Source organism: Streptomyces sp. XH2 (assembly GCF_049725035.1).
Classification (GTDB): Bacteria; Actinomycetota; Actinomycetes; order Streptomycetales; family Streptomycetaceae; genus Streptomyces; species Streptomyces roseoverticillatus.
Genome location: NZ_JBMMMZ010000003.1, coordinates 385,222 through 412,211 on the forward strand (window position 1 = coordinate 385,222; position 26,990 = coordinate 412,211).

Below are 26,990 nucleotides of genomic sequence, written 5' to 3' on the forward strand. Positions count from 1 at the left end.
GCTGCCGATCCATGGGGGGCGACCGCTCGATGCAAGGTGCTGGAGGATCCGTGGACCTGTCCCTGTCGACCGAGACCGTAGGCGACCGTACGGTTGTCCGGGTCGGTGGCGAGATTGATGTGTACACCGCGCCCAAGCTGCGTGAGCAGCTGGTCGAGCTTGTCAACGACGGCAGCTATCACCTCGTCGTGGACATGGAGGGCGTCGACTTCCTCGACTCCACCGGGCTCGGCGTCCTGGTCGGCGGACTGAAGCGGGTGCGTGCCCATGAGGGCTCGCTGCGCCTGGTCTGCAACCAGGAGCGCATTCTCAAGATTTTCCGTATCACCGGTCTCACCAAGGTGTTCCCGATCCACACCTCGGTGGAGGATGCGGTGCAGGCGACCGACTGAGGTCGCCGGGGAAGACTGTCACGCGGGGGGAACCCGGGCTCCGGGCCCGGCCCCCTCGTGAGTCCGCCCTTTTCCGGTTGAGAGGGAGAGGGCACGTACGACCGAGGGGGATGGCATGGCCACCGTCGAACTGCTCTTCAGTGCCCTTCCCGAGCATGTCCGGACCGCCCGGCTGGTGGCGGCCGCGGTGGCGCGCCGTGCCGGCGTGGACGAGGCCGTGCTGGACGAGGTCCGGCTCGCCGTGGGCGAGGCCTGCTCGCGCGCGGTCGGCCTGCACATCACCCATGAGGTGGCCACCCCCGTGCGGGTGACGCTGATCGAGGAGGAGAAGAAGTTCTCCATCGAGGTGGGGGACGACGCCCCCCGCCCCGCGCCGCTCGACCTCGCCTCTGCGAACGGTTCGGAGCGCCCCGCACCCGGGCACGAGGACGCCGGCGCCGACAGCGAGGACGACATGGGCCTCGCCGTCATCAGCGGCCTGGTCGACGACGTCGAGGTGACCGCGGACGAGCGCGGCGGACTGATCCGCATGAGCTGGCCGATCGCCCCCGCGGCCGTGGCGCCGTAGCCCGACCGGGCGCATTGCCGTAGGCCGTCCTCCTCGGACGGGCGTAACTCCGGGCTGTACCGGGATCGCGTCACGACGACGCCCTCGCCGGCGTTCTTTTGCCGCTGCCTTCACAAACGTTCACCGGCCTCTGCCGCTGCCCGCCTGCACGGGTCTGCCCTCGCCCGTCTTCGCCGGCCTCCGTCCGCATCTTCCGCGAATTGATCAGCGGTAATTCCGCGATCTTTTCGCCGTTTTTTCACTGATCGTTTCCCCGCGCCGTAATGGATCTCCTGCCGATCCCCTGCCGATCTCCATCCGATCCGCATTTCGATCTCTCCTGCCGATCTCCGTCCGAGATCGTTTATCCGGCGGATCATTCACTCGATCTTCACTTGCACAGGCCAATTCCCTTTGCCGCGCTCTGTTTTGATCTCGCCGCGCTCCCTACAATCCGTCCATCTTGAGCTCAGGACGCCTGAGCGTGGCTGCTGTTCCGTGCGCGTGGACCAATGGCGCGGAGGAGCTGCGCGCCCATGTGCCAAACGTCTAGGGAGGACGAATGGCGGGGCCCCTCACCCCTTCACAGGTGGACTTCACTCAGCATCTCGCAGCCGAACTCACCCAGGGCAACCGCACCATGGTGATCGTGATCGCGGCCGTCGCGCTCGCGGCGCTCGTGGTCGCCGTCGCCCTGGTGCGGCAGGTCCTCGCGGCCGGCGAGGGCACCGACAGCATGAGAAAGATCGCGGCGGCGGTGCAGGAAGGCGCCAACGCCTATCTCGCCCGGCAGTTGCGCACGCTCGGCGTATTCGCCGTGGCGGTGTTCTTCCTCCTGATGCTCCTGCCGGCCGACAACTGGTCGCAGCGCATCGGGCGTTCGGTCTTCTTCCTGATCGGAGCGCTGTTCTCGGCGGCCACCGGCTATATCGGCATGTGGCTCGCGGTGCGCAGCAATGTGCGGGTCGCCGCGGCGGCGCGCGAGGCCACTCCGGCCCCGGGCGAGCCCGAGAAGGATCTGACGGCCGTGTCCCACAAGGCCATGAAGATTGCGTTTCGGACGGGTGGCGTCGTCGGGATGTTCACCGTCGGCCTCGGCCTGCTCGGCGCCTCCTGCGTCGTCCTCGTCTACGCGGCCGACGCGCCCAAGGTGCTGGAGGGATTCGGCTTCGGCGCGGCGCTGCTGGCCATGTTCATGAGGGTCGGCGGCGGCATCTTCACCAAGGCGGCCGACGTCGGTGCCGACCTCGTCGGCAAGGTCGAACAGGGCATCCCCGAGGACGACCCGCGCAACGCCGCCACCATCGCGGACAACGTGGGCGACAACGTGGGCGACTGCGCGGGCATGGCGGCCGACCTCTTCGAGTCGTACGCCGTGACGCTGGTGGCCGCGCTGATCCTCGGCAAGGCGGCGTTCGGCGACGCGGGTCTCGCCTTCCCCCTGCTCGTCCCCGCGATCGGCGTGCTCACCGCGATGGTCGGCATCTTCGCGGTCGCGCCGCGCCGCGCCGACCGCAGCGGGATGAGCGCGATCAACCGCGGGTTCTTCATCTCGGCCGTCATCTCGCTGGCCCTGGTGGCCGCCGCGGTGTTCGCGTACCTGCCCTCCAGCTACGCCGATCTGAAGGGCATCGGGGACGACGCCATCCGCGCCCACTCCGGTGACCCCAGGGTGCTGGCCCTCGTGGCCGTGGCCATCGGCATCGTTCTCGCCGCGCTCATCCAGCAGCTGACGGGGTACTTCACGGAGACCAGCCGGCGGCCGGTGCGCGACATCGGCAAGACGTCCCTGACCGGCCCGGCGACGGTGGTCCTCGCCGGCATCTCCATCGGCCTGGAGTCCGCCGTCTACTCGGCGGTGCTCATCGCGCTGGGCGTCTACGGGGCGTTCCTGCTCGGCGGCACGTCCATCATGCTGGCCCTGTTCGCGGTGGCGCTCGCCGGCACCGGCTTGCTGACCACCGTCGGCGTCATCGTCGCCATGGACACCTTCGGCCCGGTCTCCGACAACGCCCAGGGCATCGCCGAGATGTCCGGCGACGTCGAGGGCGCCGGGGCGCAGGTGCTCACCGACCTCGACGCCGTCGGCAACACCACCAAGGCCATCACCAAGGGCATCGCCATCGCCACGGCCGTCCTGGCGGCGTCGGCGCTCTTCGGCTCGTACCGCGACGCGATCGCGACCGCCGTGCAGGACGTGCACGCGAAGTCCGGGGAGCTGGGCCTGAGTCTGGACATCTCGCAGCCCAACAACCTCGTGGGGCTGGTCCTCGGGGCCGCGGTCGTCTTCCTCTTCTCCGGGCTGGCGATCAACGCCGTGTCCCGGTCGGCGGGCGCGGTGGTCTACGAGGTGCGGCGGCAGTTCCGCGAGCACCCGGGGATCATGGATTACAGCGAGAAGCCGGAGTACGGGCGCGTGGTGGACATCTGCACCAAGGACGCGCTGCGCGAACTCGCCACACCCGGCCTGCTGGCCGTCATGGCGCCCATCGCGGTCGGTTTCTCGCTCGGCGTCGGCGCGCTCGGCTCGTACCTCGCGGGCGCCATCGGCACCGGCACCCTGATGGCCGTCTTCCTCGCCAACTCCGGTGGTGCCTGGGACAACGCCAAGAAGCTGGTGGAGGACGGGAAGCACGGCGGCAAGGGCAGCGAGGCGCACGCCGCGACGGTCATCGGCGACACGGTCGGCGACCCCTTCAAGGACACCGCCGGACCGGCCATCAACCCGCTGCTGAAGGTCATGAACCTGGTGGCGCTGCTGATCGCCCCCGCGGTGGTCAAGTTCTCCTACGGCGTCGACGCCAACAAGGGCCTGCGGATCGGGGTCGCGGTGCTGGCGATCGTCGTCATCGTCGGTGCGGTGTACGTCTCGAAGCGGCGAGGCGTCGCGGTGGGGGACGACGGGAACGCCGAACGGGCGGCGAAGTCCGCCGATCCGGCGGTGGTGTCGTGAGAACCGGTGGCGGCGTCGTAAGGAACTGACACCCCGGCACGTCGGGCCGGGCCGGTGGCGGCGGCACGCGGTCCGCCGCCACCGGCCCGGGAAACAGGTGCGGTGAATGACACGCTGTGCTTGGTGCAAATGGTCCTAAAAGGGGGCATACAAGGTGCTCGCCTCCGGGGCGGTCCCGCTCGGACGTGTAAGTTCCGGGCCGAGAGCCATCGAAGGGACCGATCCGGTGAACAAGAAGCTTGCGGCCGCACTGTCCGGCGGTACGGCGCTCCTGCTGGCGCTGACCGGCTGCGGCGGCGACGACGACCAGAGCAAGAAGAAGCTGGACGACTGGGCCAAGAAGGTCTGCGACCAGATGCAGCCCCAGGTGAAGAAGATCCTGGACGCCAACAAGTCGATCGCGAGCGTCCAGACCGAGGAGGACTCCAAGAAAGTCCAGCAGACCGATTCCGCGGGCTTCCAGGTCAGCGTCGACGCGTACAAGGCCCTCGCCAACGCGGTGCAGGACGCGGGCGCTCCGCCGGTCAAGGACGGCGAGACCAGCCAGAAGAACGCCGTCAAGGCGCTCAACGACCTCTCCACGGCGTACGCGAACCTGAAGAAGCGGAGCGACGCGCTCGACACCGGTGACAAGAACAAGTTCGGCGAGGGGCTCAGGAGCATCGGCGGGGACATCGCCAAGCTCAGCGGCCAGAGCTCCGAGGCGCTCAAGAAGCTGCAGGAGGGCGACGTCGGCAAGGCCATGGCCAAGCAGCCGGGCTGCCAGAAGAACTCGCTCTCGCCGGCGCCGTCGAAGGGCTGACCCCGGCGCTGCCGAAGGGCCGGCCCCCACGCCGCCGAAGGGCTACCCCGGCGCCGCTGGAGCCGCCGTCCGGCGCCGGCGGGCCCGGGCGCGCGGCGGGGCACGGCGCGGCCGGTCACCCGGTGCGCGGCGCCGCACCCCGCCGCTTTCGGCGTTTGCCGGTGCCGCCCCCGACAATGGTCCCGTGAGTACGCTCCTTCCCGCCGCCGACGGCGCGCGCAGCTCCCGGCTGCGCGACGCCCTGCTCGCCGCCGCCTTCACCGCCGACGGCCTCCTCGACCTGCTGGGCGCCCCCGCCTACGCCGCCCTCGCCCGCAGCGAGACCGTCCCGGCCCTGCGCGCCACCCGCGGCGACGGCCCGCTGGAGACGCTGGTCCGCCTCTTCCTGCTGCAGATGCCGGCCCCGTACGCACGGGCCGCGGCCGCGCTGCCCGTCGACGACTGCCTCGCCGGCGGCTGGCTCGTCCGCGACGGGGACGCCGTCCGCGCCACCGTGGACGTGCGCCCCTACGGCGGTCCCGACGGGCAGGACTGGTGGATCGTCTCCGACCTGGGCTGCGCGGTCGGCGGTGCCGGCGGCATCGCCGGGGGCGGGACCGGCCCCTCCGGGGTCGACCGCGCGCAGCTCGTCCTCGGCGTCGGCGGCGCCTCGACCACCCTCGCGGGCATCACCGTCCGCACGCCCGTCACGAGCGCCCTCGACCTGGGCACCGGCTCCGGCATCCAGGCCCTGCACGCCACCCAGCACGCCACGCGCGTCACCGCCACCGACCTCAACCCGCGCGCCCTGCACATCGCGCGGCTCACGCTGGAGCTGTCCGGCGTCGCGGAGGCGGACCTGCGCGAGGGCTCGCTCTTCGAGCCCGTCGCCGGCGACACCTTCGACCTGATCGTCTCCAACCCGCCGTTCGTCATCTCGCCCGGCGCCCGCCTGACGTACCGCGACGGCGGCATGGGCGGCGACGACCTGTGCCGCACCCTCGTCCAGCAGTCGGCCGACCGGCTGAACGACGGCGGCTACTGCCAGCTGCTCGCCAACTGGCAGCACGTCGAGGGCGAGGACTGGCGCGAGCGGCTGTCCTCCTGGGTGCCGCGCGGCTGCGACGCCTGGATCGTCCAGCGCGAGGTGCAGGACGTCGCCCAGTACGCCGAGCTGTGGCTGCGCGACGCGGGCGACCACCGCGCCGATCCGGCCGAGTACGCGGCCCGCTATGACGCGTGGCTGGACGAGTTCGAGGCCCGCAGGACCAAGGGCATCGGATTTGGCTGGATCACGCTGCGCAAGTCGGGCGCCGACCGGCCGTCCGTGGTGGCCGAGGAGTGGCCGCACCCCGTCGAGCAGCCGCTCGGCCCCACCGTCAGCGCCCACTTCGACCGGCAGGACTTCCTGCGCACGCACGACGACGCCGCGCTGCTCGCCTCGCGTTTCGTCCTGGCCGGCGAGGTCGTGCAGGAGCAGGTCGGCCTGCCGGGCGCGGAGGACCCCGAGCACGTGGTGCTGCGCCAGAACCGCGGCATGCGGCGGGCCACCAAGGTGGACACCGTCGGGGCGGGCTTCGCGGGCGTGTGCGACGGCTCCCTCACCGCCGGGCGGATCCTCGACGCGATCGCCCAGCTGGTCGGCGAGGACCCGGTGCTGCTGCGGGACCGGACGCCGGAGTCGATCAGGATGCTCGTCGAGCAGGGCTTCCTGACCCCGGCGGGGGAGTAGGCCCTACGGGCTGCACTGGGCGACCGGAAAGCCCAGTGCAGCGGCCTCCGCCGCTACGGCGGCGAACCCGGCCGAGGGGTTGAGCGCGGCGACGACCGAGGCGGTGAGGGGCTCGCCCGTGAGGACGGACGCCACTGCGGCGCGGTCCACCGGACGTTCCAAGTAGTCCGCGGTGTGCGCAGCGTAGGCCTCTGCGCGTGCCTCGACGCTGCCGTCCCTCAGCAGCTCGAAGAGCCAGGCCCCGTCCGTTTCGCCGTCTTCGAACTCGACCGGGCCGCACTGCCACCCCTCCGGCCCGCCGACGTGCCAGGCGCACAGCGTGGCGTCGAAGAAACCGTCGAACAGGAACGCCTCCTCGGCCGGGTACGCGGCGAGCGCGGCGGGCAGCCCGTCGAGCAGCCCGGGCCAGTGGGCGCGCGGCTCCTCGCGCCACGGTGTGGCGTCGGACTCGTGGTCGAAGCCGTACAGGAAGACCCCCTCCGGGCCGAAGGCGACCGCGTAGAGGTCGCCCGAGCCGTTGTCCATGGAAGCCAGCGCCACGCCGTCGCCCCAGCTGGGGGCGAAGGCGTGCGTCCGGTACCGCGGATCACGGTCGAGGACGGCGTCCAGCACGGCCAGGGCCCTGCAGTGCGCCAGCAGTGCCTGCGGGCCGGGCAGCCTCGGTATGAGGTCGTGGACGGTCGCGAGCCCGGCACCGTTGTCGTCGTCGGCGATCACGCGTCCATTGAAGTGCCCACCACTGACAACGCCGCGCCGATCACGTGACGGCTCCCACTTCCCGCGCGTGTTTACGGACCGCAATTCCGGACATCGTTTTCAGGACAACCTGCTGCCCACGGCCCGGCCGGACGCTTATACGGCGGACGGGTAGGGCAGGGCCATGTCAAGGATCGTCCCGGGGTTCGGTGACTCTTTCGGGTCCAAGCCCGCGCTCCCGCGGCGCGCGGCCCGCCGTCCGCCCCTCCGTTGTCAGACCCTTGGCCAGGGCGGCCGGGGTCCGGCGAAGCGCGGCGCCGGGGGCGGAGTGGACGTAGCCTTCATTACGACCCTAAGAGTGTGATGTTGGATACCGTGCTGGTTAGAACGTACATCGGGTTACCGTTCGAGTGGCGTTGCGGACTTTTTCCGTTTGACACGGGGGCGGGATGTACCGTCACACTCCGCAGCGTCACCGCAGCGCCCACACCGAGTGCCGACCGGAAGAAGAGCGAAGTTGTCCCCGACCAGCGAGACCGCAAAGGGCGGCCGCCGACTCGTCATCGTCGAGTCGCCTGCCAAGGCGAAGACGATCAAGGGCTACCTCGGCCCCGGATACGTCGTCGAGGCGAGCGTCGGGCACATCCGTGACCTGCCGAACGGGGCCGCGGAGGTCCCGGCGAAGTACAAGGGCGAGTCCTGGGCCCGCCTCGGCGTCAACGTCGAGAAGGACTTCCAGCCGATCTACGTCGTGAACCACGACAAGAAGGACCAGGTCAAGAAGCTCAAGGAGCTGCTGGCCGAGTCCGACGAGCTCTTCCTCGCCACCGATGAGGACCGCGAGGGCGAGGCCATCGCCTGGCACCTGCAGGAGGTCCTCAAGCCCAAGGTCCCCGTCCGCCGGATGGTCTTCCACGAGATCACCAAGGACGCGATCCAGGCCGCCGTCGCCAGCCCGCGCGAGCTGAACAAGAAGCTCGTCGACGCCCAGGAGACCCGCCGCATCCTCGACCGCCTCTACGGCTACGAGGTCTCGCCGGTCCTGTGGAAGAAGGTCATGCCGCGGCTGTCGGCCGGCCGGGTGCAGTCGGTGGCCACCCGCCTCGTCGTCGAGCGGGAGCGCGAGCGCATCGCCTTCCGCTCCGCCGAGTACTGGGACCTCACCGGCGTCTTCGACACGGGCCGCCCCGGCGACAACAGCGACCCGTCGACCCTGACCGCCCGCCTGGCCTCAGTCGACGGCAAGCGCGTCGCCCAGGGCCGCGACTTCGGTTCGACCGGTCGGCTGAAGGACTCCGCCCAGGTCCTCCACCTGGACGAGGCCAACGCCCGCGCGCTGGCCGCCGCCCTGGCGGACGCGTCGTTCGCCGTGCGCTCGGTCGAGTCCAAGCCGTACCGCCGCTCGCCGTACGCCCCGTTCCGTACGACCACGCTGCAGCAGGAGGCCTCGCGCAAGCTCGGCTTCGGCGCGAAGGCCACCATGCAGGTGGCCCAGAAGCTGTACGAGAACGGCTTCATCACCTATATGCGTACGGACTCCACGACGCTGTCGGACACCGCGGTGAACGCGGCCCGCGCGCAGGTCACGCAGCTCTACGGCGCCGACTACCTGCCGGAGAAGCCGCGCACGTACGCCGGCAAGGTCAAGAACGCCCAGGAGGCGCACGAGGCGATCCGGCCTTCGGGTGATCGTTTCCGCACGCCCGCCGAGACCGGCCTGTCCGGCGACCAGTTCCGGCTCTACGAGCTGATCTGGAAGCGGACCGTCGCCTCCCAGATGAAGGACGCGACGGGTAACTCCGTCACCGTCCGGATCGGCGGCCGGGCGAGCGACGGCCGGGACGCCGAGTTCAGCGCCTCCGGCAAGACCATCACCTTCCACGGCTTCATGAAGGCCTACGTGGAGGGCGCGGACGACCCGAACGCCGAGCTCGACGACCGCGAGCGCCGCCTGCCGCAGGTCACCGAGGGCGACCCGCTGGCCGCCCGGGAGATCACGGCCGACGGTCACGCCACCAAGCCCCCCGCCCGCTACACCGAGGCCTCGCTGGTCAAGGAGCTGGAGGAGCGGGAGATCGGCCGCCCGTCGACGTACGCGTCGATCATCGGCACCATCCTCGACCGCGGCTACGTCTTCAAGAAGGGCACGGCGCTCGTCCCGTCCTTCCTGAGCTTCGCCGTCGTCAACCTGCTGGAGAAGCACTTCGGCCGGCTCGTCGACTACGACTTCACCGCCTCCATGGAGGAGGACCTCGACCGCATCGCCCGCGGCGAGGCCCAGGCCGTGCCGTGGCTGCGCCGCTTCTACTTCGGCGAGGGCACCGAAGGCGCCGCGGGCGGCGCCGCCGAGGCCGGCAACGGCGACGGTGACCACCTCGGCGGCCTCAAGGAGCTCGTCACCGACCTGGGCGCGATCGACGCCCGCGAGGTGTCCTCCTTCCCCGTCGGCGAGGGCATCGTGCTGCGCGTCGGCCGCTACGGCCCGTACGTCGAGCGCGGCGAGAAGGACTCCGAGGGCCACCAGCGCGCCGACGTGCCGACGGACCTCGCCCCGGACGAGCTGACCGTGGAGTACGCGGAGGAGCTGCTCGCCAAGCCGAGCGGCGACTTCGAGCTGGGCACCGACCCGGGCACCGGTCACCAGATCGTCGCCCGCGACGGCCGCTACGGCCCGTACGTCACCGAGGTCCTCCCCGAGGGCACCCCGAAGACCGGCAAGAACGCGGTCAAGCCGCGCACGGCCTCGCTCTTCAAGTCCATGTCCCTGGACACGGTCACGCTGGAGGACGCGCTCAAGCTCATGGAGCTGCCGCGCATCGTCGGCAAGGACGCCGAGGGCACCGAGATCACCGCCCAGAACGGCCGCTACGGCCCGTACCTGAAGAAGGGCACCGACTCGCGCTCCCTGGAGACCGAGGAGCAGCTCTTCTCGATCACGCTGGACGAGGCCCTCGCGATCTACGCCCAGCCCAAGCAGCGCGGGCGCGCCGCGGCCAAGCCGCCGCTGAAGGAGCTGGGCACCGATCCGGTCAGCGAGCGCCCCGTCGTGGTCAAGGACGGCCGCTTCGGCCCGTACGTGACGGACGGCGAGACCAACGCGACGCTGCGCCGCGACGACGACGTCGAGACGATCACGCCGGAGCGCGGCTACGAGCTCCTGGCGGAGAAGCGTGCCAAGGGCCCGGCGAAGAAGACCGCGAAGAAGGCCGCGGCCAAGAAGGCGCCGGCGAAGAAGACCGCCGCCAAGAAGACGGCGGCCAAGAAGACCGCGGCGAAGAAGACGACGACCGCGAAGAAGACCACGGCCGCCAAGAAGACGACCGCGGCGAAGAAGACGACGGCGAAGAAGGTGGCCGCGGCCGCCGAGGCCGCCGCCGAGTGACCTGACCGCCTCTCCGGTTCCCCGGCACGTGCCGGGGAACCGGGGTCGGCGGTTCCGTCAGCCCCCGTGGGGCATCCATTCGTTCGGGCGTACGTTCGGGCAAAAAGGCGGAAGCCCTGCACAGCCGGATAGGCTGGCAGGATGACGCGAGCCGAGCAGCCAACCGTGGTGACCTCCACCTCCGGCGCCCTAGCCGCGGACTCCCGCGAGCGTGCCGTCCGGTCCCTGCTGCGTTTCCCCCCGCTGCGGCGGCTGTGGAACGCCCAGTTCGCCGGCGGTGTCGGAGACTCCCTCGCCCTCCTCGTGCTCCTGCTGCTGTCGCTGCAGGCCGCCGTCGCGGAGGGCTCCTTCGGCGGTGGCTACCGGGGCGCGGCCCTCGCCGTCGCCGCGGTCCTCGCGGCCCGGCTGCTGGCGACCCTTCTCTTCGGCGCGGTCCTGCTCGGGCCGCTCTCCTCGCTCATCGCCCCGGCCGGTCCCCTCGACCGCCGGTGGACCATGATCGGCGCGGACGGAGTCCGGGCCGCCCTGCTGGTCGTCGCGCCCCTGTGGCTCGGCTGGACGGGGAGCCGTGCGCCCGCCTTCCTGCTGATCACGGCCTTCGTGATCGGCGCCGCCGAGCGCGTGTGGACCGTCGTCAAGGACAGTGCGGCCCCCGCGCTCCTGCCCGCGCCCGCCGTGGAGGGCTCCGCCGTACGGCCGCTGCCCGACCACTACGACGCGCTGCGGCGCCTCTCGCTGCGGACGAGCTTCGTGTCGCTGCCCTTCGCCGCGGCCGCGTTCCTCGCCGTCACGCTGATCGGCAATCTGCTCGGAGCCGGCATCGACTGGTTCCACCAGCACCAGGCGGCGCTCGGCTCGTTCCTGGCGGCCGCGCTGTTCGCCGGCTCGGCCACCGTCCTCTGGTTCCTGGAGCTGCCCGGCGCGAAGTCGCCCCGCGTGCGCTCCCCGCTGGAGGGCCTGCGCCGGCCCCGCAGCGCCGAGGGCCCGGACACCGGCCGCACGGGCGCCATCCCGGTGCTCGTCCTGGCCTGCGCCGCCGTCGCCGGGGCGATCGCCGCGGCCGTCGGCGTCGCCGCCCTGCAGGCCGTCGACCTCGGCGGCGGGCCCGTGGCCTTCGGGCTGCTCGTGCTCGCGCTCAGCGGCGGCCCCGTCATCGGCATCCGCAGCGCCGTCAAGGTGCTCCCCGGCTTCTCCCGGCGCAGGCTGCTCGCCCTGTCCATCGCGCTGACCGGCCTGGCGCTGCTCGCGGCAGGCCTCGTGCCCGACCCCACGACGGTCCTCCTGCTCGTGCTGCTCGCCGGCGTCTGCGCGGGCATCGCCGCCAACACCGGCCACTCCCTCCTGGACCAGGAGACGGAGGAGGCCCGCCGGCCCCGTACGACCGACCACCTGCACGCCGTCGTGCGCGTCACCGCGGCCCTGGGCGCGGTCGCCGCACCGCTGCTCGCCGCCGGCATCGGGCCGCACCGCCTGGAGAGCGGCGGCTTCGTCTTCGCGCACGGCGGCGCGGCCTTCACGCTGATGCTCGTCGGCGCGCTGCTGCTGCCCGTGGGCGCCATCGTGCTCGGCAAGACCGACGACCGCCACGGCGTACCGTTCCGGCGCGACCTGATGGACGTTCTGCGCGGCGGCGACCCCGAGCAGGCGCCCGCCGCCACGGGCTTCTTCATCGCCTTCGAGGGCGGCGACGGCGCCGGCAAGTCCACCCAGGTGCGGGCCGTCGCCGAATGGATCCGCTCCAAGGGCCACGAGGTCGTGGTCACCCGCGAGCCCGGCGCCACGCCGATCGGGCAGCGGCTGCGCGCGATCCTGCTGGACGTCTCCTCGGCCGGCCTCTCGGACCGCGCCGAGGCGCTCCTCTACGCGGCCGACCGCGCCGAGCACGTGGACTCCGTCGTCCAGCCCGCTCTCGCGCGCGGTGCCGTCGTCATCTCCGACCGCTACATCGACTCGTCCGTCGCCTACCAGGGCGCCGGGCGCGACCTCTCGCCGACCGAGATCGCCCGCATCAACCGGTGGGCCACGGGCGGGCTCGTCCCCCACCTGACCGTGCTGCTCGACGTCTCCCCGGAGACCGCGCGAGAACGTTTCACCGAGGCGCCCGACCGGCTCGAGTCCGAGCCCATGGAGTTCCACGACCGCGTCCGCACCGGGTTCCTCACCCTGGCCTCCGCCGACCCCTCGCGCTACCTCGTCGTGGACGCCGGGCAGGCGCCCGAGGACATCACCACCGTCGTGCGCCACCGCCTCGACCAGGTCCTGCCGCTCTCCGCGACCGAGATCGAGGCCCGCGAGCAGGCCCGCAAGGCCGCCGAGGAGGAGGCCCGCCGCAAGGCCGAGGAAGAGGCCGCGCGCAAGGCGGAGGAGGCCCGGCTGGAGCGCGAGCGCCAGGAGCAGCTCGCCAAGCTCAGGGCCGAGGAGGAGGAGCGCAAGCGGCGCGAGGCCGAGGAGGCCCGCATCCGCGAGGAGGCGCGCCTCGCCGAAGAGGCGCGGCAGCGTGCCGAGGAGGCCCGCCGGCAGGCGGAGGAGGAGCGCAAGCGCCGCGAGGCGGAGGAGCGGACCCGCGCCGCCGAGCAGGAGCGGCTTCGCAAGCAGGCCGAGGAAGAGGCCCGGCTGCGGGCCGAGGCGGAGGAGCGCCGCCTGGAGAAGCAGCGCAAGGCGGAGGAGGCGCTGCTGAAGGCGGAGCAGGCGCGGGTGGCGGCGGAGGCCGCGGCCGCGGCTGCGGCTGCGGTTTCGGCTGCGCCGGACTCCTCCGGTGCGGGTGCGGTGACGGATGGCGCTTCCGCTTCCGCTTCCGAGGCGCCGACGGTCGAGCGGCCCTCGCTCCGTAAGGAGCGGTCGGAGGCCGGGCGTGAGGAGCGGGAGACCGCGGTTCCGGCGGGGAGCTCCGACGAGACGCAGACGGTGCAGACGCCGTCCGTCCACCGGCCGGACCCGCGGAACGTGGACCTCACCACCGGGATCAGCCCCGACACGACGCCCACGGTGGAGCGGCCTCGCGTCGACGTGCGGGCGTCGGATGAGACGGAGGTACTGCCGGCGGTGTGGCCCGTCTCGCCTCCTCCTGCGGCGCCGCAGCGGGTGACGTGGGGTGTGGAGACGCCGTCGGAGCCCGCTGAGGAGGCATCGCAGAAGCCGTCTCGGGAGCCGGTTCAGGAGGCGCCTCAGGAGTCACCGCGGGAGCCGTCTCGGGAGTCCTCGCGGGAGTCCTCGCGAGAGTCCGAGGAGACGGCCGTCCTGCCGCAGCCGCCGGTTGCGGATGCCGACACCGCTGTGACGGAGGTTCTGCCTCCGGTGCCTCCCGTACGGCCGGAGGAGCGTTCCGAAGACCCCGTGGACCGGGTGCCGGACTGGATGTTCCGGCCGGAGGATCGGACGGGCGCGGCCGCGGACCCGGACGCCGAGCTGACGCGGGAGATGCCGCGGGTGACCGACGAGGGCACGCAGGGCGGCGCGGCGAAGGGCCGCCGCCGTCCCGGCTGGGCGGAGGAGGCCTCCGGCTCCGACTCGGAGGACGACCGCCCGACCCTGGCGGACGAGCTCCTGGGCCCGCGACCGCGGCGGGGCGGCCGTAAGGACGGCGGCGGGGGCGACGAGGACGGTCGTGGTCGCGGGCGCGGTCGCTGAGGCGGGGCCTCTCCGGGCGCGCGTGTTCCGGCACCGCCGGACCGCGTCGTTGTGGCTGAGCGCCGTTGCGGCGGATTGGAGCGGCGGGGTCTCTTTGCTCCGTCTGAACTTGCTGTCGGCGGACGGTGCCGGAGGCGGGTAGCCGGGCGCTGTGCGCTGCTGCTGCCGCTGCTGCGGCTGTGCTCCCTGCCCGTCCGTACCGCCGGACCGCGCCGTTGTGGCTGAGCGCCGTTGCGGCGGCAAGGAGAGGCGGGGCCTCTCCGCTCCGTCCGGGCTGCTGTCGGCCGACGGTGCTGGACGCGGGTAGCCGGGCACCGTGCCGCTGCCGCTGCCGCTGCCGCTGCCGCTGCCGCACTGCCCGTCCGGCACCGCTGGACCGCGGCGTTGTGGCCGGGCGTCCCCGCCGCAGCGGCACAGCCGGCTGTGGCGAACATGGAGGGACCCCGTCACAACGGCGGAGCCCGGCCGTGCCGGACAGGCGGCACCCCCGGTGCCTTCTCCGCCCGGCGTCACCTGTCAGTGCCGTGGCCCACAATGGGTGGTCGCAGGGCGAATGACGCGGAGGGCAGCCATGGCGGTGTGGGACGACCTGGTCGGGCAGGACCGGGTGACGGAGCAGCTCTCCGCGGCCGCGCGGGATGCGGACGCGTTCGTCACCGCCGTGGCGTCGGAGCCCGGGGAGGCGCCCCCGAGCGGCGGGTCGATGACGCACGCCTGGCTCTTCACCGGTCCCCCCGGCTCCGGGCGGGCCACCGCCGCCCGTGCCTTCGCGGCCGCCCTGCAGTGCGTGAGCCCGGACCGGGCCGTCGGCGGGACCCCCGGCTGCGGCTTCTGCGAGGGCTGTCACACCACGCTCGTGGGCACGCACGCGGACGTGGAGATCGTCCGCACCGACCAGCTGTCGATCGGCGTCAAGGAGACCCGTGACCTGGTCCGCCGCGCCCAGCTCTCCCCGGCCGGAGGCCGCTGGCAGGTGATCGTCCTGGAGGACGCGGACCGGCTGACCGAGGGCGCGGGCAACGTCCTGCTGAAGGCCGTCGAGGAGCCCGCGCCCCGTACGGTCTGGCTCCTGTGCGCGCCGTCCCTGGAGGACGTGCTGCCGACCATCCGCTCCCGCTGCCGCCTGCTCACCCTGCGCACGCCGCCGGTGGCGGCCGTGGCCGACATCCTCGCCCGCCGCGACGGCATCGAGCCCGAGCTGGCCGCGCGCGTGGCCCGCGCCACGCAGGGCCACATCGGCCGGGCGCGCCGCCTGGCCACCGACGAGCGGGCCCGCGCCCGCCGCGCGGCCGTGCTCAAGCTGCCGCTGCGCGTGGACGACGTCGGCGGTTGCCTGAAGGCGGCCCAGGAGCTCATCGACGCCGCCGCCGAGGACGCCAAGCAGGTCGCCGAGGAGGTCGACACCAAGGAGACCGAGGAGCTGCGGGCGGCGCTCGGCGCCGCGGCGGGCACGGGCAGCCGTCTCCCGCGCGGCACGGCGGGTGCCATGAAGGAGCTGCAGGACCGCCAGAAGCGCCGCAGCACCCGTACCCAGCGCGACAGCCTGGACCTGGCCCTGGTGGACCTGACGGGCTTCTACCGCGACGTCCTGGCGATGCAGCTCGGCTCGCGCGTCGAGGTCGCCAACGCGGACATGCAGGACGCGCTGGAGCGCGTCGCCCGTGCCTCGGGTCCGGAGCGGACGCTGCGCCGCATCGAGGCGATCATCGACTGCCGCCGCGCCCTGGACCGGAACGTGGCCCCGCTGCTGGCGGTCGAGGCGATGACGATGGCCCTGCGCGCCGGCTGAACCGGCTGAACCGGCTGAACGGCGCGGGCGCGCGAAGGGTGAGCACGCGTGCGGTTACGCACTCTCACTCATATGAGGCCTCCTGGGCCCGGCGACTGGCGGCAGCCTGCGGAGCTGCCGATACCCTCCGTCGGGGCACCGCGACCGTTCGTAACGCTGCGTAATGCCCGGCTCTTTGCTGCCCTGCACCTCACCCCGCATTCGCGCAGCTCCACGCCTTCACGCAGAGGGACCGCCGATGGATTCCAGCCGCCTGTTCCGTACGTCCGGCACCGCCATCGCGACCGCCGCGCTGCTGATCTCGGGCTGTGCGCTCGGGAACAGCTCGCCGCGGGCGACGGCGGCGGCGAGAGCGTACGACGCGGGCGACGGCAGGAGCAGCGGCTTCCCCGGCTTCGAGAACTTCGGCGCGGGCGCGGCCGGGGTACCGGGCGCGGTGGACGGATCCACCGGGGGCCCGTACCGCAGGGGGGACACCCCCACGCTCAGCCCCCTCCCGACGGCCCTCCCCCCGGCCCTGCGCCGCTACTACGCCCAGAAGCTCAGCTGGCACTCCTGCGGCACCAGCGGCTTCGAGTGCGCCACCCTCATGGCCCCGCTGGACTACGACCACCCCCGCGGGGCGGACGACCTCAAGCTCGCCGTCTCCCGCAAGAAGGCCACCGGCGCCGACCACGCCAAGCGCCTCGGCTCCCTCATGGTCAACCCGGGCGGGCCGGGCGGCTCGGCGGTCGGCTACCTCCAGCACTACGCGGGCCTCGGCTATCCCGCGGCCGTCCGTGCCCACTACGACATGGTCGCCATGGACCCCCGCGGCGTCGCCGGCAGCGAACCGGTCACGTGCCTCTCCGACACCGAGATGGACCGCTACACCGAAGTCGACCAGACCCCCGACGACGCCGCCGAGACCGCGGAACTCGTCGACGAGTTCACCAAGTTCGCCGACGGCTGCGCCGCCCGCTCCGGCAAGCTCCTGGGGCACGTCTCCACGATCGAGGCCGCCCGCGACATGGACGTCCTGCGCGCGGCCCTGGACGACGACAAGCTGACGTACGTGGGCGCCTCGTACGGCACCTTCCTCGGCGCCACCTACGCCGGCCTCTTCCCCTCCCGCGTCGGCCGCCTCGTCCTCGACGGCGCCCTCGACCCCGCCCTCGGCTCGGAGCAGGTCAACCGCGACCAGACGGCCGGTTTCCAGACGGCCTTCGCGTCCTTCGCCGAGGACTGCGCCCGGCGCAAGGACTGCCCGCTCGGCCCGTCCCCCGACCGGGCGGGCGACCGGCTCTCCGAGTTCTTCGAGAAGACGGACGCGAAGCCCCTCGCCACCGGCAAGTCCCGCAAGCTCACCGAGAGTCTCGCGACCACGGGTGTGATCTCCGCCATGTACGACGAGGCGGCGTGGGGGCTGCTGCGCAACGCCCTGAAGGCGGGGCTGCTGGGTGACGGCGGACCCCTGCTGAAGCTGTCCGACGCCTACTACGAGCGCGACGGCCACGGCTCCTACCAGAACCTGATGTACGCCAACGCGGCCGTGAACTGCCTGGACCTGCCCCCGGCCTTCCGCTCCCCGAGCGAGGTCCGGGAGGCGATCCCCGCCTTCCGGAAGGCCTCCCCGGTCTTCGGCACCGCCCTCGCCTGGGCGGCTCTGACCTGCGGATACTGGTCCGTCCCGGCCACCGGCACCCCGCACCGCATCCCCGCCGCGGGCGCCGCGCCCATCCTCGTCGTCGGCACCACCCGCGACCCGGCCACCCCCTACGGCTGGGCCCGCTCCCTGGCCTCGCAGCTCTCCTCGGGTCGCCTCCTCACCTACGAGGGCGACGGCCACACCGCCTACACCCGCGGGAACGCCTGCGTCGACAGGGCCGTCAACACGTACCTGCTGACCTCGACCCCGCCCCCGGCCGGCCAGCGCTGCTCCAACTGAGACCGGGACTGAGACCGGGACTGGGACCGGGACCGAGGCTGGGCCCAGGACTGCGACCGGAAACCCAAAAGGCCCAGGTCAGACAGTGTCTGACCTGGGCCTCATCGGAGCCGCCTTCGGGATTCGAACCCGAGACCTACGCATTACGAGTGCGTTGCTCTGGCCAACTGAGCTAAGGCGGCAGTGCTGCCTTTTGCCTGACCGGCTTCAGCAGCGCGGCCAAGTCTACACACTCCCGAGGGGTGCTCCGTACACGAGCGCAGACGAGATGATCTTGGCGATCTCCGGCTGGTGGTCGTTGAGGTAGAAGTGGCCACCGGGGAAGACGTTGATCGTGAAGGCGCCGGTGGTGTGGTGCCGCCAGTCCTGGACCTCGTCGGGGGTGGCCCTGGGGTCCGCGTCGCCGGTCAGGGCGTGGACGGGGCAGGTCACCCGGAGGCCGGGGCGGGCGCGGTAGGTCTCGATGGCGCGGTAGTCGGCGCGGAGGGGCGGCAGGACCAGCCGGAGGACGTCCGGGTCCTCCAGCATCCGGGCGTCCGTGCCGCTCAGCCTGCGGAGCTCCTCGACGAGGCCCTCGTCGCTGCGCCGGTGCACGGCCTCCTCCCCCTCGCGGTGCCGCGAGGGGGCGCGGCGGCCGGAGACGAAGAGGGCGAGGGGGGTCGTGCCCCGCTCCTCCAGGCGCAGGGCGACCTCGTAGGCGAGGGCCGCGCCCATGCTGTGGCCGAAGAGGGCCAGGGGGCGGTCGGCCGCGCGGGCCAGGGCCTCGGCGGTGCGGTCGGCGAGTTCGGCGAGGTCCTCGATGCAGGGGTCCGCGGTCCGGTCCTGGCGGCCGGGGTACTGGACCGCGAGGACGTCGACCGCGGGGGAGAGCGCCTTCGACACCGGGAAGAAGTAGCTCGCCGACCCTCCGGCGTGCGGCAGGCAGGCCAGCCGGACCGGCGCCTCGTCCGCCGGATGGAATCGTCGGATCCACTTCTTGTCGTCCATCGTGCCGGGTTCCCTTCGGGCTTCGGGCTTCGGACTTCAGGCTTCGGGCTCCGGGCCGCTGAGCCGGCACCGGAGTTGACGCCATTCGGGTTCTGGGCAGCATACGTCGGAGGGGTCCGGCGCAGCCGGGGGTTCCTTCCGGCGCCCCGCGCGTATTAGGTTCCTTTGTAGGGTGCAGACATGCGTGGTGCCGGCTCGAAGTGCGCTGGAACACACGGCTGTTCCGGTTTGGACGGGGAATTCCGGGGGAGCCCGGGGAATTCCAGGGGAATCGGCGAGAAGGACACACAGTGCCCAACACAGCGACCGGCACGGCAACCGGCGGAAATCTGCTGGCCGTCAGCGATCTGCACGTCGCGTACAAAGAGAATCGCGCGCTCGTGGAAACGCTGCGGCCGCGGAGCGACGCCGACTGGCTCATCGTGGCCGGCGATGTCGGCGAGCAGTACGCGGACATCGAATGGACGCTGCGCCTGCTCGCCGAGCGATTCGCCAAGGTGATCTGGTCGCCCGGGAACCACGAGCTGTGGACCCATCCCCACGACCCGGTCGACCTGCGCGGCGAAAAGCGCTACCTGCACCTCGTGGAGCTGTGCCGCAGCCTCGGCGTCGCCACCCCCGAGGACCCGTACCCCGTGTGGCACGGCGAGGGCGGTCCGGTCGCCGTGGCCCCGCTCTTCGTGCTCTACGACTACACCTTCCGCGTGCCCGGCGCGCACACCAAGGAGGAGTCGCTGCGCCGCGCCTACGACGCCGGGATCGTCTGCGCGGACGAGCACTTCCTGCACCCCGACCCGTACCCGGGCCGCGACGCGTGGTGCCACGCCCGCGTGGAGTACACCGAGCGCCGCCTGGCCGCCGTCGACCCCGCGCACCGGACCGTCCTGGTCAACCACTTCCCGCTGGTCCGCGAGCCCACCAGGATCCTGCGGTACCCCGACTTCGCGCAGTGGTGCGGCACGGAGCTGACCGCCGACTGGCACACCCGCTTCCGCGCGGCCGCCGCGGTCTACGGCCACCTGCACATCCCCCGCGTCACCTGGCACGACGGGGTGCGGTTCGAGGAGGTCTCCGTGGGCTATCCGCGCGAGTGGCAGCCCCGGCCGCCGCGCGAGCCGCTGCGGCGGATCCTGCCGCGCCCGGCCGGCGAGCGCGCGGAGGGGCGGGCCTCGTGATCGAGCGGATCCTGCCCGCGGAGGCCGTCGCGGAAGAGAGCACCGGCAGCCCGCCGGCAGTGGCCGGGGACTTCCTCCATCCCGAGGAGGCCGCGGTCGTCGCCCGCGCCGTCCCCAAGCGGAAGGAAGAGTTCGCGGCCGTACGGGCCTGTGCGCGCAGGGCTCTGGGACGGCTGGGGTTCCCGCCCGTCCCCCTGGTGCCCAACCGCCGCGGGGCCCCGCAGTGGCCCGCGGGGGTCGTCGGCAGCATGACGCACTGCGACGGCTACCGGGCGGCCGTCGTGGCCCGCTCCGGCGCCCTCGCCTCGGTCGGCATCGACGCCGAGCCGAACGGGCCGCTCCCGGACGGCGTCCTCGACGTCGTGTCGCTGCCCGGGGAGCGCGCCCGGATCCGCTCGCTGACCGCGCTCCGCCCCGACGTGCACTGGGACCGCCTCCTGTTCAGCGCCAAGGAGAGCGTCTTCAAGACCTGGTATCCGCTGACCGGGCAGGAGCTGGACTTCGAGGAGGCGGAGCTGGACGTCGACCCCGGTGCCGGGACGTTCTCCGCCCGGCTGCTGGTGCCCGGGCCGGTCGTGGGCGGCGTCCACCTGGACGGGTTCACCGGCCGGTGGGCCGTGGGCGGCGGCTTCGTGCTCACGGCCATCGCCCTCCCCGCCGCCGTTCCCGCCCAGGCCGTCGTTCCCGCTCAAGCCGTCACTCCTGCCCCGGGCCCTGTTCCTGCCCCCGCCCCGGGCCCCCGGGGCGGGCCACCGGCCGGCGGGCCGGCAGCACCCGTCAGCGGGTCCGCGGCATCCCCCGCCTGAACGCGGCGAAGTCCTCCGGCAGCTCGCGGGCGTACCGGGTGTTGAGCCACAGCCGCAGCAGGTCGCGGCGGCGGCCCGGCTCGTCACGGAAGGCGGATCGGCCGTGGACGACGACGTTGTTGTTCAGCAGCTGGAGGTCGCCCGCGCGCAGGGTCATCTCGATGCGGTGCTCGTCCATTCCCGCGATGTCCTGGAAGAGCCGCAGCGCGTGCCGCTCGATTCCGCTCAGCGGGATTCCGGACTTCGGCACGGCCGAGTCGATGTAGTGCGTCATGTAGAAGCGGCAGCTCAACTGGCCGTGGAAGTGCCCGTACACCGCGTTCCGGTAGTACGGGAGCTCGTCCGATCCCTCTTCCAGTCGCCGGTCGTACACGAATCCCCGGTAGTACAGGCCGAGCAGCTCGCGGTGGTGGGCGAGGAGGTGGTTGTGGACGGTCATGGAGCTGGCGAGGGTGCTGACGCCGCCCTCGCCCGCCTGGCGCAGGCAGAGCAGGCCCACGATGTCGGAGCTGTCGGTGTGGAAGGGCAGCTCGGAGCGGGTCCGGTAGGCGCGGGTGGCGGACTCGGTGACCTCGCCCTCGCCGTAGTCCTTGACGTGGGCGATCAGCTCCCCGGCGGCGTTCTGGGAGACGGGCGTGCCGAGGTGCAGCGCGATGCCCCAGTACGCCAGGCGGGCCTCCTCCAGCGTCCACCGCTCCACCGGGAGGCCGCGCAGGAGCGTGAATCCGCGCCCGAACTCCAGCTCCTGGACGGCGGCTTCGAAGGTCTTGCCGAGGACGGGCAGCGGAAAGTCCGCGACGGTGAGCTGTTCGAGCGGGATTCCGCGCGCTTTCGCCGCCGCGAGTGCTGTTTCCAGGTCGCCGATTTCCTCGGGCGTGAGGGTGACCACCCAGTCGCTTTCGCCGGTGAAGTCGGCGGCCGTCCATGCGGACGGCCCGGTGACGGGCTCGGTGAGGACGGCGTCGGCGGTCGGTGCAGGCATACGGACTCCACTCGGGATTCGCTGAGCATGCGGCAGTTGCGCGGCACATCGATCATGATTCGAAGTCCGCTCACGGTCAATGGAGTTGGTGGTGGAGCGACGGCAGAGGCGGTGTGTCGTGATTGTGCGTGAACTCGATCACCTTCGCTCCCGCTTCCATGGTGTGGAACGCGCGCCGGTGGTTAGTTTCCGGGAGGACACGGCGACACCGGGACGCGCAGCGACACACGCACGGATACAGCACGGATAGACGCACGGGCAGACGCAGAGACACGGAGACACAGTGGCCAAGTCAACCGCCAGGTCAGGGTCAGCGCTGCGACGTTCCGTCCGGGCGGCCGGCTGCGCCCTCTTAGCCGGGACCCTCGCGGCCGCGTGCGGCTCCGGCGGCGGGTCCTCCGCCTCCGGCTCCGCCTCCACCGACTCCCTCTCCGTGGGTCTCATCGCCGAGCCCGCGAGCCTCGACTTCACCACCACCGACGGCGCTGCCGTCCCCCAGGCCACCCTGGGCAGCATCTACGAGGGCCTGGTCCGCGTCGACCAGCAGGGGAAGGTCCAGCCCCTGCTCGCCGAGCGCTACGAGCGCTCCGACGACGGCCGGACGTACACCTTCCACCTCCGCAAGGGCGTGAAGTTCACCAACGGCGCCGAGTTCACCGCCGACGACGCGGTGTTCTCCATCGACCGGGTGAAGAAGGACTGGAAGCTGAAGACGGCCCGCCAGATGGACGTGGTCGGCAAGGCCGAGAAGACCGACGACCACACGGTCAAGGTCACCCTGAACCGCCCGAGCAACGGCTGGCTCTACGCCATGACCACCCGCATCGGCGCCATGTTCAGCCGCACGGGCGTGAGCGACCTCGCCGCCCACCCCGTCGGCACCGGCCCCTTCAAGCTGGCCGAACGCCGCCGCGGCGATCGCATCGTCCTCGACCGCAACGCCTCCTACTGGGGCACCGCGCCCGCCCTGTCCAAGGTCACCCTGAAGTACTTCAAGGACGCCGGGGCGATGAACAACGCCATGCTCACCGGGGGCATCGACGTCGTCGGCACGGTGCAGGCCCCCGAGTCGCTCTCCCGCTTCTCCGACACCAACCGCTTCCAGGTCATCGAGGGCTCCTCCACCGGCGAGGTCGTCCTGTCGATGAACAATTCCCGCGAGCCGTTCAAGGACAAGCGCGTCCGCCGGGCCGTGCGGTACGCCATCGATCACAAGGCGCTCGTCGCGACCTCCCGCGCCGGTCACGGCAAGCTCATCGGCACCATGGCCAGCCCCACCGACCCCTGGTACGAGGACCTCACCGGCCGCTATCCGTACGACCCGGACAAGGCCAGGCAGCTGCTGAAGGACGCGGGCGCCGAGGGCCGGACCGTGAAGTTCCGGGTGCCCAACATGCCGTACGCGATGTCGGCGGCCCAGGTCGTGAAGTCCCAGCTCGACCAGGTCGGGCTGAAGACGGAGATCGAGCCCCTGGAATTCCCCGCGCGCTGGCTGTCCGAGGTCTACAACAAGGCCGACTACGACCTCTCCGTCATCGCCCACACCGAACCGCGCGACCTGTGGACGTTCGCCGACCCCGGCTACTACTTCCGCTACGACAACCCGGAGTACGCGAAGCTCCTCAAGGAGGGCGACTCCGGCAGGCCCGAGGACGAGACCGCCCGCTACCGCGACGCCGCCCGCCTGCTCTCCGACGACGCCGCGGCCGACTGGCTCTACCTCATGCCCAACCTGATGGTGGCCGACAAGGGCGTCGCCGGCCTGCCGGTCAACCAGGTCGGCGAGGGCTTCGACCTCACGGGCGTCCACTGGACGAAGAAGAAGTAGGAGCGGTCCCGGGATGCGGGTGTTCCTGCGCAGGGCGGCGTCGCTGCTGGTCAGCGCCGTGATCGCCAGCTTCGTCGTGTTCGCGTTCCTGTCCGTCCTGCCCGGCGACCCGGCCGAGGTCGTCCTCGGGACCAACGCCGGCACGCAGGAGCTGGCCGCGCTGCGCCACTCCTTCGGCACCGACCGGCCGCTCGTCGTGCAGTACGCCGACTGGGCGCAGGGCCTGCTGCACGGCGACTTCGGCGTCTCGTACATCAGCCACGACCCCATCGGCCCGCGGATCGGCGACCGGCTCGGCGTCACCTGCTGGCTGGCGCTCGGCGGCATGGCCGTCGCCGTCCTCTTCGCGCTGCCCGCGGGGGTGCTCGCGGCCGCGTGGCACCGCAGGCCCGCGGGCGCCCTGCTGTCGGCCGTCAGCCAGGCGGGGATCGCGATCCCGGCGTTCCTCGCCGGCATCCTGCTCGTCTACGTCTTCGCGGTCCGGGCGGGTGCGCTGCCCGCGGGCGGCTACATCCCGCTCGCCGAGGACCCCGCGGCCTGGGCGCGGCATCTCGTGCTGCCGTGCCTGTCCCTGGGCCTCGTCCAGGGTGCGGTCCTCACGCGCTACGTGCGCTCCGCCGTCCTCACCGTGCTCCACCAGGACTTCCTGCGCACGGCCCGCGCCAAGGGCCGCCGGCACTGGCCTGCCCTGTGGCGGCACGGGCTGCCCAACGCCGCGGTGCCCGTGCTGACCGTCCTGGGGCTGCAGTTGTCCACCGTGCTCGTCGGCGCGGTGGTCGTCGAGCGGGTCTTCGTCATCCCCGGCCTCGGCGACCTGCTGCTGCAGTCCGTGGCCGACCGCGACCTGCTGGTCGTCCAGGGCGTGGTGATCGTCCTGGTGGTGGCCGTCCTCGTCGTCAACGTGGTCACCGACCTGCTCTACCACCTGCTCGACCCGCGCCTGCGGAGCCGTTGATGCCCTCAGCCCGCACACTCGCCCGCCGCCCCGCCCTCACCGCCGGCGGAATTCTCGTCACTCTCGTCCTTGCGCTCGCCCTGCTGTCCCTCCTGTGGACGCCCTACGACCCCACGCACGTGGACGCGGCACAGCGCCTGCTGCCGCCCGGCAGCGGACACGTGCTGGGCACCGACCAGTTCGGCCGGGACGTCGCCAGCCGGCTGATGACCGGCGCCCGGACGACCGTCTTCGTCGGCGTCGTGGCCGTCGGCTTCGCCGTCGTCATCGGCGTGCCCATGGGACTCGCCGCGGGCATGTCCGGCGGGCCGCTCAGCGCGCTGCTGATGAGAGTGAGCGATTTCCTGCTGGCCTTCCCCGCCCTGCTGCTCGCCATCATGCTGGCGGCGGTCTACGGCACGAGCACGCTCACCGCCATGGTGGCCATCGGCATCGCCTCCGCCCCGGGCTTCGCCCGCGTGGCCCGCGCCGCGACGCTGCGCGTCATGGCCGCCGAGTACATCGACGCCGCGCGGCTGGCCCGGCGCACCCGCGCGGCCATCGCCGTGCGGCACGTCCTGCCGAACATCCGCGACGTGGTCATCGTGCAGGCGTCGGTGGCCTTCGCGACCGCCGTGCTCGCCGAGGCCGCCCTGTCGTACCTCGGCCTCGGCACGCCGCCGCCCACCCCGTCCTGGGGCCGCATGCTGCTCGACTCCCAGGAACTGCTGTTCTCGCGGCCCGAGCTGTGCCTGTGGCCCGGCCTCGCGGTCGCCGCCGCCGTCCTCGGCCTCAACCTGCTCGGCGACGGCCTGCGGGACCGCTTCGACCCCACGCTGGAAGGTGTCCGGTGAGCCCTGGGAGCAGCGCGCTGCTGGAGGTCGAGGGCCTCACCGTCGCGGCGGGCGGCACGCCGCTCGTGCGGGGCGTCGGCTTTACCGTCGGCCGGGGCGAGCGCGTCGGCATCATCGGCGAGTCCGGCTCCGGCAAGACCCTCACCGCGCTCGCCCTGCTGGGCCTCCTCGGCGAGGGCCTGCGGGCCGGCGGCAGCGCCCGCCTCGCCGGGGCCCCGTTCGACCTGCTGGGCGCCACTGACCGCGAGCTGTCGACCGTACGGGGCCGGCTCGCGGGCATGGTCTTCCAGGAACCGATGACGGCCCTCAACCCCGTGATGAGGACCGGCGCCCAGGTCGCCGAGGCGCTGCGGCTGCACGGACCCCGGAGCGAGCGGCCCGGCCGGGACGCCGCCCGCGCCACCGCGGTCGAGCTCCTCGGCAGGCTGCGGCTGCCCGACCCGGCCCGCGCCGCCCGCGCCTACCCCCACCAGCTCTCCGGCGGCCAGCGCCAGCGCGCCGTCCTCGCCGGGGCCCTCGCCAACGACCCCGCCCTGCTGATCTGCGACGAGCCGACCACCGCCCTGGACGTCACCGTCCAGAAGGAGATCGTCGACCTGATCACGGGCGTCTCCGACGAGCGCGGCACGGCGGTCCTCTACATCAGCCACGACCTCGCGCTCGTCGCCTCCGTCTGCCACCGCGTCCTCGTCATGCACGACGGGCGGATCGTCGAGAGCGGGCCGGTGGAGCAGGTGCTGCGGCGGCCCGAGCACCCGTACACCAAGGCCCTGCTGAGCGCCTCCGACCTGTCGGTCCCGGCCCCGCGGCCCCCCGCCCCCGCCGAGCCGAGGACGCTGCTCCGGGCCCGCGGCCTCACCCGCCGCCACGCCCTCCCGCGCCGCGGGCTCCTCGGCCCGCGGACGCACTTCACGGCGCTGGAGGGCCTGGACCTGGAGCTGCGCGCGGGCGCCCGGGTCGGGGTGGTCGGCGAGTCGGGATCGGGGAAGACCACGCTCCTGCGGCTGCTGTCCGGTCTGGACCGGCCCACGTCCGGGACGGTCGAGAACGCGGCCGGTGACGGCCTGCGCGACAGCGCGCCGGGCAGCGGCCTCCAGGTGGTCTTCCAGGACCCCATGGGCTCCCTCGACCCCCGGATGCGCGTACGGGACATCGTCGCCGAGCCGCTCCCGGACCGCCGCTCGCCCGCGGCGGCGGACCGCGTCGCGGAGCTCCTCGCCGACGTGGGCCTGCCGGCGGAGGCGGCCGGGCGCTACCCGCACCAGTTCTCCGGCGGGCAGCGGCAGCGCATCGCCATCGCGCGGGCCCTGGCCCCCCGTCCGTCCGTCCTCCTCGCCGACGAGCCGGTCAGCGCCCTGGACGTGTCCGTGCGGGCCCAGGTCCTCGACGTCCTGAGCAGGGTCACCGCCGAGCGCGACATGGCGCTGTGCATCGTCACCCACGACCTGGGCGTCGTGCGCTACCTGTGCGACGAGGTGCTGGTGATGCGCGAGGGCAGCGTGGTGGAGCGGGGGCCGGTCGAGCGGGTGTGGGAGGCGCCCGAGCACCCGTACACGCGGCAGCTCCTGGACGCCGTACCGCTCCTGCCGTGAGCACGG

18 protein-coding genes and 1 tRNA gene are annotated in these 26,990 nt (G+C 72.6%); 15 read left to right on the forward strand and 4 right to left on the reverse strand.

Translation table 11 applies throughout. The features are described from left to right. Positions 1-50: 50 nt before the first annotated feature. The 5 genes from bldG (at position 51) to ACOTKD_RS08805 (ending at position 6,405) form a co-directional block, all read left to right on the forward strand. Positions 51-392, forward strand: a complete 342-nt coding sequence (bldG, locus tag ACOTKD_RS08785; protein ID WP_030367299.1) for an anti-sigma factor antagonist BldG — start codon at positions 51-53, stop codon at positions 390-392. Between the two features lie 115 nt (positions 393-507). Next, positions 508-960, forward strand: coding sequence for an ATP-binding protein (locus ACOTKD_RS08790; protein WP_424888289.1), 453 nt, complete (start codon positions 508-510; stop codon positions 958-960). A 541-nt stretch (positions 961-1,501) separates the two neighbouring features. Then, positions 1,502-3,892 carry a sodium-translocating pyrophosphatase gene (locus ACOTKD_RS08795; protein ID WP_424888290.1) on the forward strand — a complete coding sequence of 797 codons (2,391 nt, stop codon included), beginning with the start codon at positions 1,502-1,504 and terminating at the stop codon, positions 3,890-3,892. 226 nt (positions 3,893-4,118) lie between these two features. Next, the gene (locus ACOTKD_RS08800; protein ID WP_424888291.1) at positions 4,119-4,694 is read left to right on the forward strand and encodes a small secreted protein; all 576 of its coding nucleotides are present in this window, start codon (positions 4,119-4,121) and stop codon (positions 4,692-4,694) included. Between the two features lie 184 nt (positions 4,695-4,878). After that, a complete protein-coding gene (locus ACOTKD_RS08805) occupies positions 4,879-6,405 on the forward strand; it encodes a DUF7059 domain-containing protein (protein ID WP_424888292.1) in 1,527 nt (508 codons plus the stop codon). A gap of 3 nt (positions 6,406-6,408) precedes the next feature. On the opposite strand, the gene ACOTKD_RS08810 is transcribed toward ACOTKD_RS08805, so the two are convergent. After that, on the reverse strand, positions 6,409-7,122 hold the full coding sequence (locus ACOTKD_RS08810) for a hypothetical protein (protein ID WP_424888293.1): 714 nt from the start codon (positions 7,120-7,122) through the stop codon (positions 6,409-6,411). 496 nt (positions 7,123-7,618) lie between these two features. Between ACOTKD_RS08810 and topA the strand changes: the two genes are divergently transcribed. The 4 genes from topA to ACOTKD_RS08830 all read left to right on the forward strand — a co-directional run bounded on the left by topA (position 7,619) and on the right by ACOTKD_RS08830 (position 17,826). Beyond that, complete coding sequence (topA, locus tag ACOTKD_RS08815) at positions 7,619-10,483, forward strand: type I DNA topoisomerase (RefSeq protein ID WP_424888294.1); 2,865 nt, start codon at positions 7,619-7,621, stop codon at positions 10,481-10,483. Between the two features lie 141 nt (positions 10,484-10,624). Then, positions 10,625-14,110, forward strand: coding sequence for a dTMP kinase (tmk, locus tag ACOTKD_RS08820; protein ID WP_424888295.1), 3,486 nt, complete (start codon positions 10,625-10,627; stop codon positions 14,108-14,110). 571 nt (positions 14,111-14,681) lie between these two features. After that, positions 14,682-15,899: a DNA polymerase III subunit delta' gene (locus ACOTKD_RS08825; protein ID WP_424888296.1), complete on the forward strand. Its 1,218-nt coding sequence runs from the start codon at positions 14,682-14,684 to the stop codon at positions 15,897-15,899. A 238-nt stretch (positions 15,900-16,137) separates the two neighbouring features. Then, entirely contained in the window at positions 16,138-17,826 is a 1,689-nt protein-coding gene (locus tag ACOTKD_RS08830) for an alpha/beta hydrolase (protein WP_424888297.1), read from the forward strand. Positions 17,827-17,934: 108 nt separating this feature from the next. Here the strand turns inward: ACOTKD_RS08830 and ACOTKD_RS08835 are convergent. Together ACOTKD_RS08835 and ACOTKD_RS08840 are read right to left on the reverse strand one after the other, a co-directional pair. Then, positions 17,935-18,008, reverse strand: a tRNA-Thr gene (locus ACOTKD_RS08835). Positions 18,009-18,051: 43 nt separating this feature from the next. Continuing rightward, positions 18,052-18,813, reverse strand: a complete 762-nt coding sequence (locus ACOTKD_RS08840; protein ID WP_424888298.1) for a thioesterase II family protein — start codon at positions 18,811-18,813, stop codon at positions 18,052-18,054. A 290-nt stretch (positions 18,814-19,103) separates the two neighbouring features. On the opposite strand from ACOTKD_RS08840, the gene ACOTKD_RS08845 reads away from it, so the two are divergent. Further along, on the forward strand, positions 19,104-19,988 hold the full coding sequence (locus ACOTKD_RS08845) for a metallophosphoesterase family protein (protein WP_424888299.1): 885 nt from the start codon (positions 19,104-19,106) through the stop codon (positions 19,986-19,988). Then, positions 19,985-20,794, forward strand: coding sequence for a 4'-phosphopantetheinyl transferase family protein (locus ACOTKD_RS08850; protein ID WP_424888300.1), 810 nt, complete (start codon positions 19,985-19,987; stop codon positions 20,792-20,794). Before ACOTKD_RS08845 ends, ACOTKD_RS08850 begins: the two co-directional genes overlap by 4 nt. Here the strand turns inward: ACOTKD_RS08850 and ACOTKD_RS08855 are convergent. Further along, on the reverse strand, positions 20,766-21,776 hold the full coding sequence (locus ACOTKD_RS08855) for a TauD/TfdA family dioxygenase (protein WP_424888301.1): 1,011 nt from the start codon (positions 21,774-21,776) through the stop codon (positions 20,766-20,768). The genes ACOTKD_RS08850 and ACOTKD_RS08855 overlap by 29 nt on opposite strands. A gap of 283 nt (positions 21,777-22,059) precedes the next feature. Here ACOTKD_RS08855 and ACOTKD_RS08860 point away from each other — a divergent pair, with 283 nt between their 5' ends. Genes ACOTKD_RS08860 through ACOTKD_RS08875 form a run of 4 tightly spaced genes read left to right on the forward strand, consistent with a single transcriptional unit; the run spans position 22,060 to position 26,984 of the window. Further along, positions 22,060-23,604 carry an ABC transporter substrate-binding protein gene (locus tag ACOTKD_RS08860; protein ID WP_424888302.1) on the forward strand — a complete coding sequence of 515 codons (1,545 nt, stop codon included), beginning with the start codon at positions 22,060-22,062 and terminating at the stop codon, positions 23,602-23,604. A 13-nt stretch (positions 23,605-23,617) separates the two neighbouring features. Then, positions 23,618-24,559, forward strand: a complete 942-nt coding sequence (locus ACOTKD_RS08865; protein ID WP_424888303.1) for an ABC transporter permease — start codon at positions 23,618-23,620, stop codon at positions 24,557-24,559. After that, entirely contained in the window at positions 24,559-25,392 is an 834-nt protein-coding gene (locus ACOTKD_RS08870; RefSeq protein WP_424888304.1) for an ABC transporter permease, read from the forward strand. The genes ACOTKD_RS08865 and ACOTKD_RS08870 overlap by 1 nt, the downstream gene beginning before the upstream one ends. Continuing rightward, on the forward strand, positions 25,389-26,984 hold the full coding sequence (locus ACOTKD_RS08875) for a dipeptide ABC transporter ATP-binding protein (RefSeq protein ID WP_424888305.1): 1,596 nt from the start codon (positions 25,389-25,391) through the stop codon (positions 26,982-26,984). The genes ACOTKD_RS08870 and ACOTKD_RS08875 overlap by 4 nt, the downstream gene beginning before the upstream one ends. Positions 26,985-26,990 lie beyond the last annotated feature (6 nt).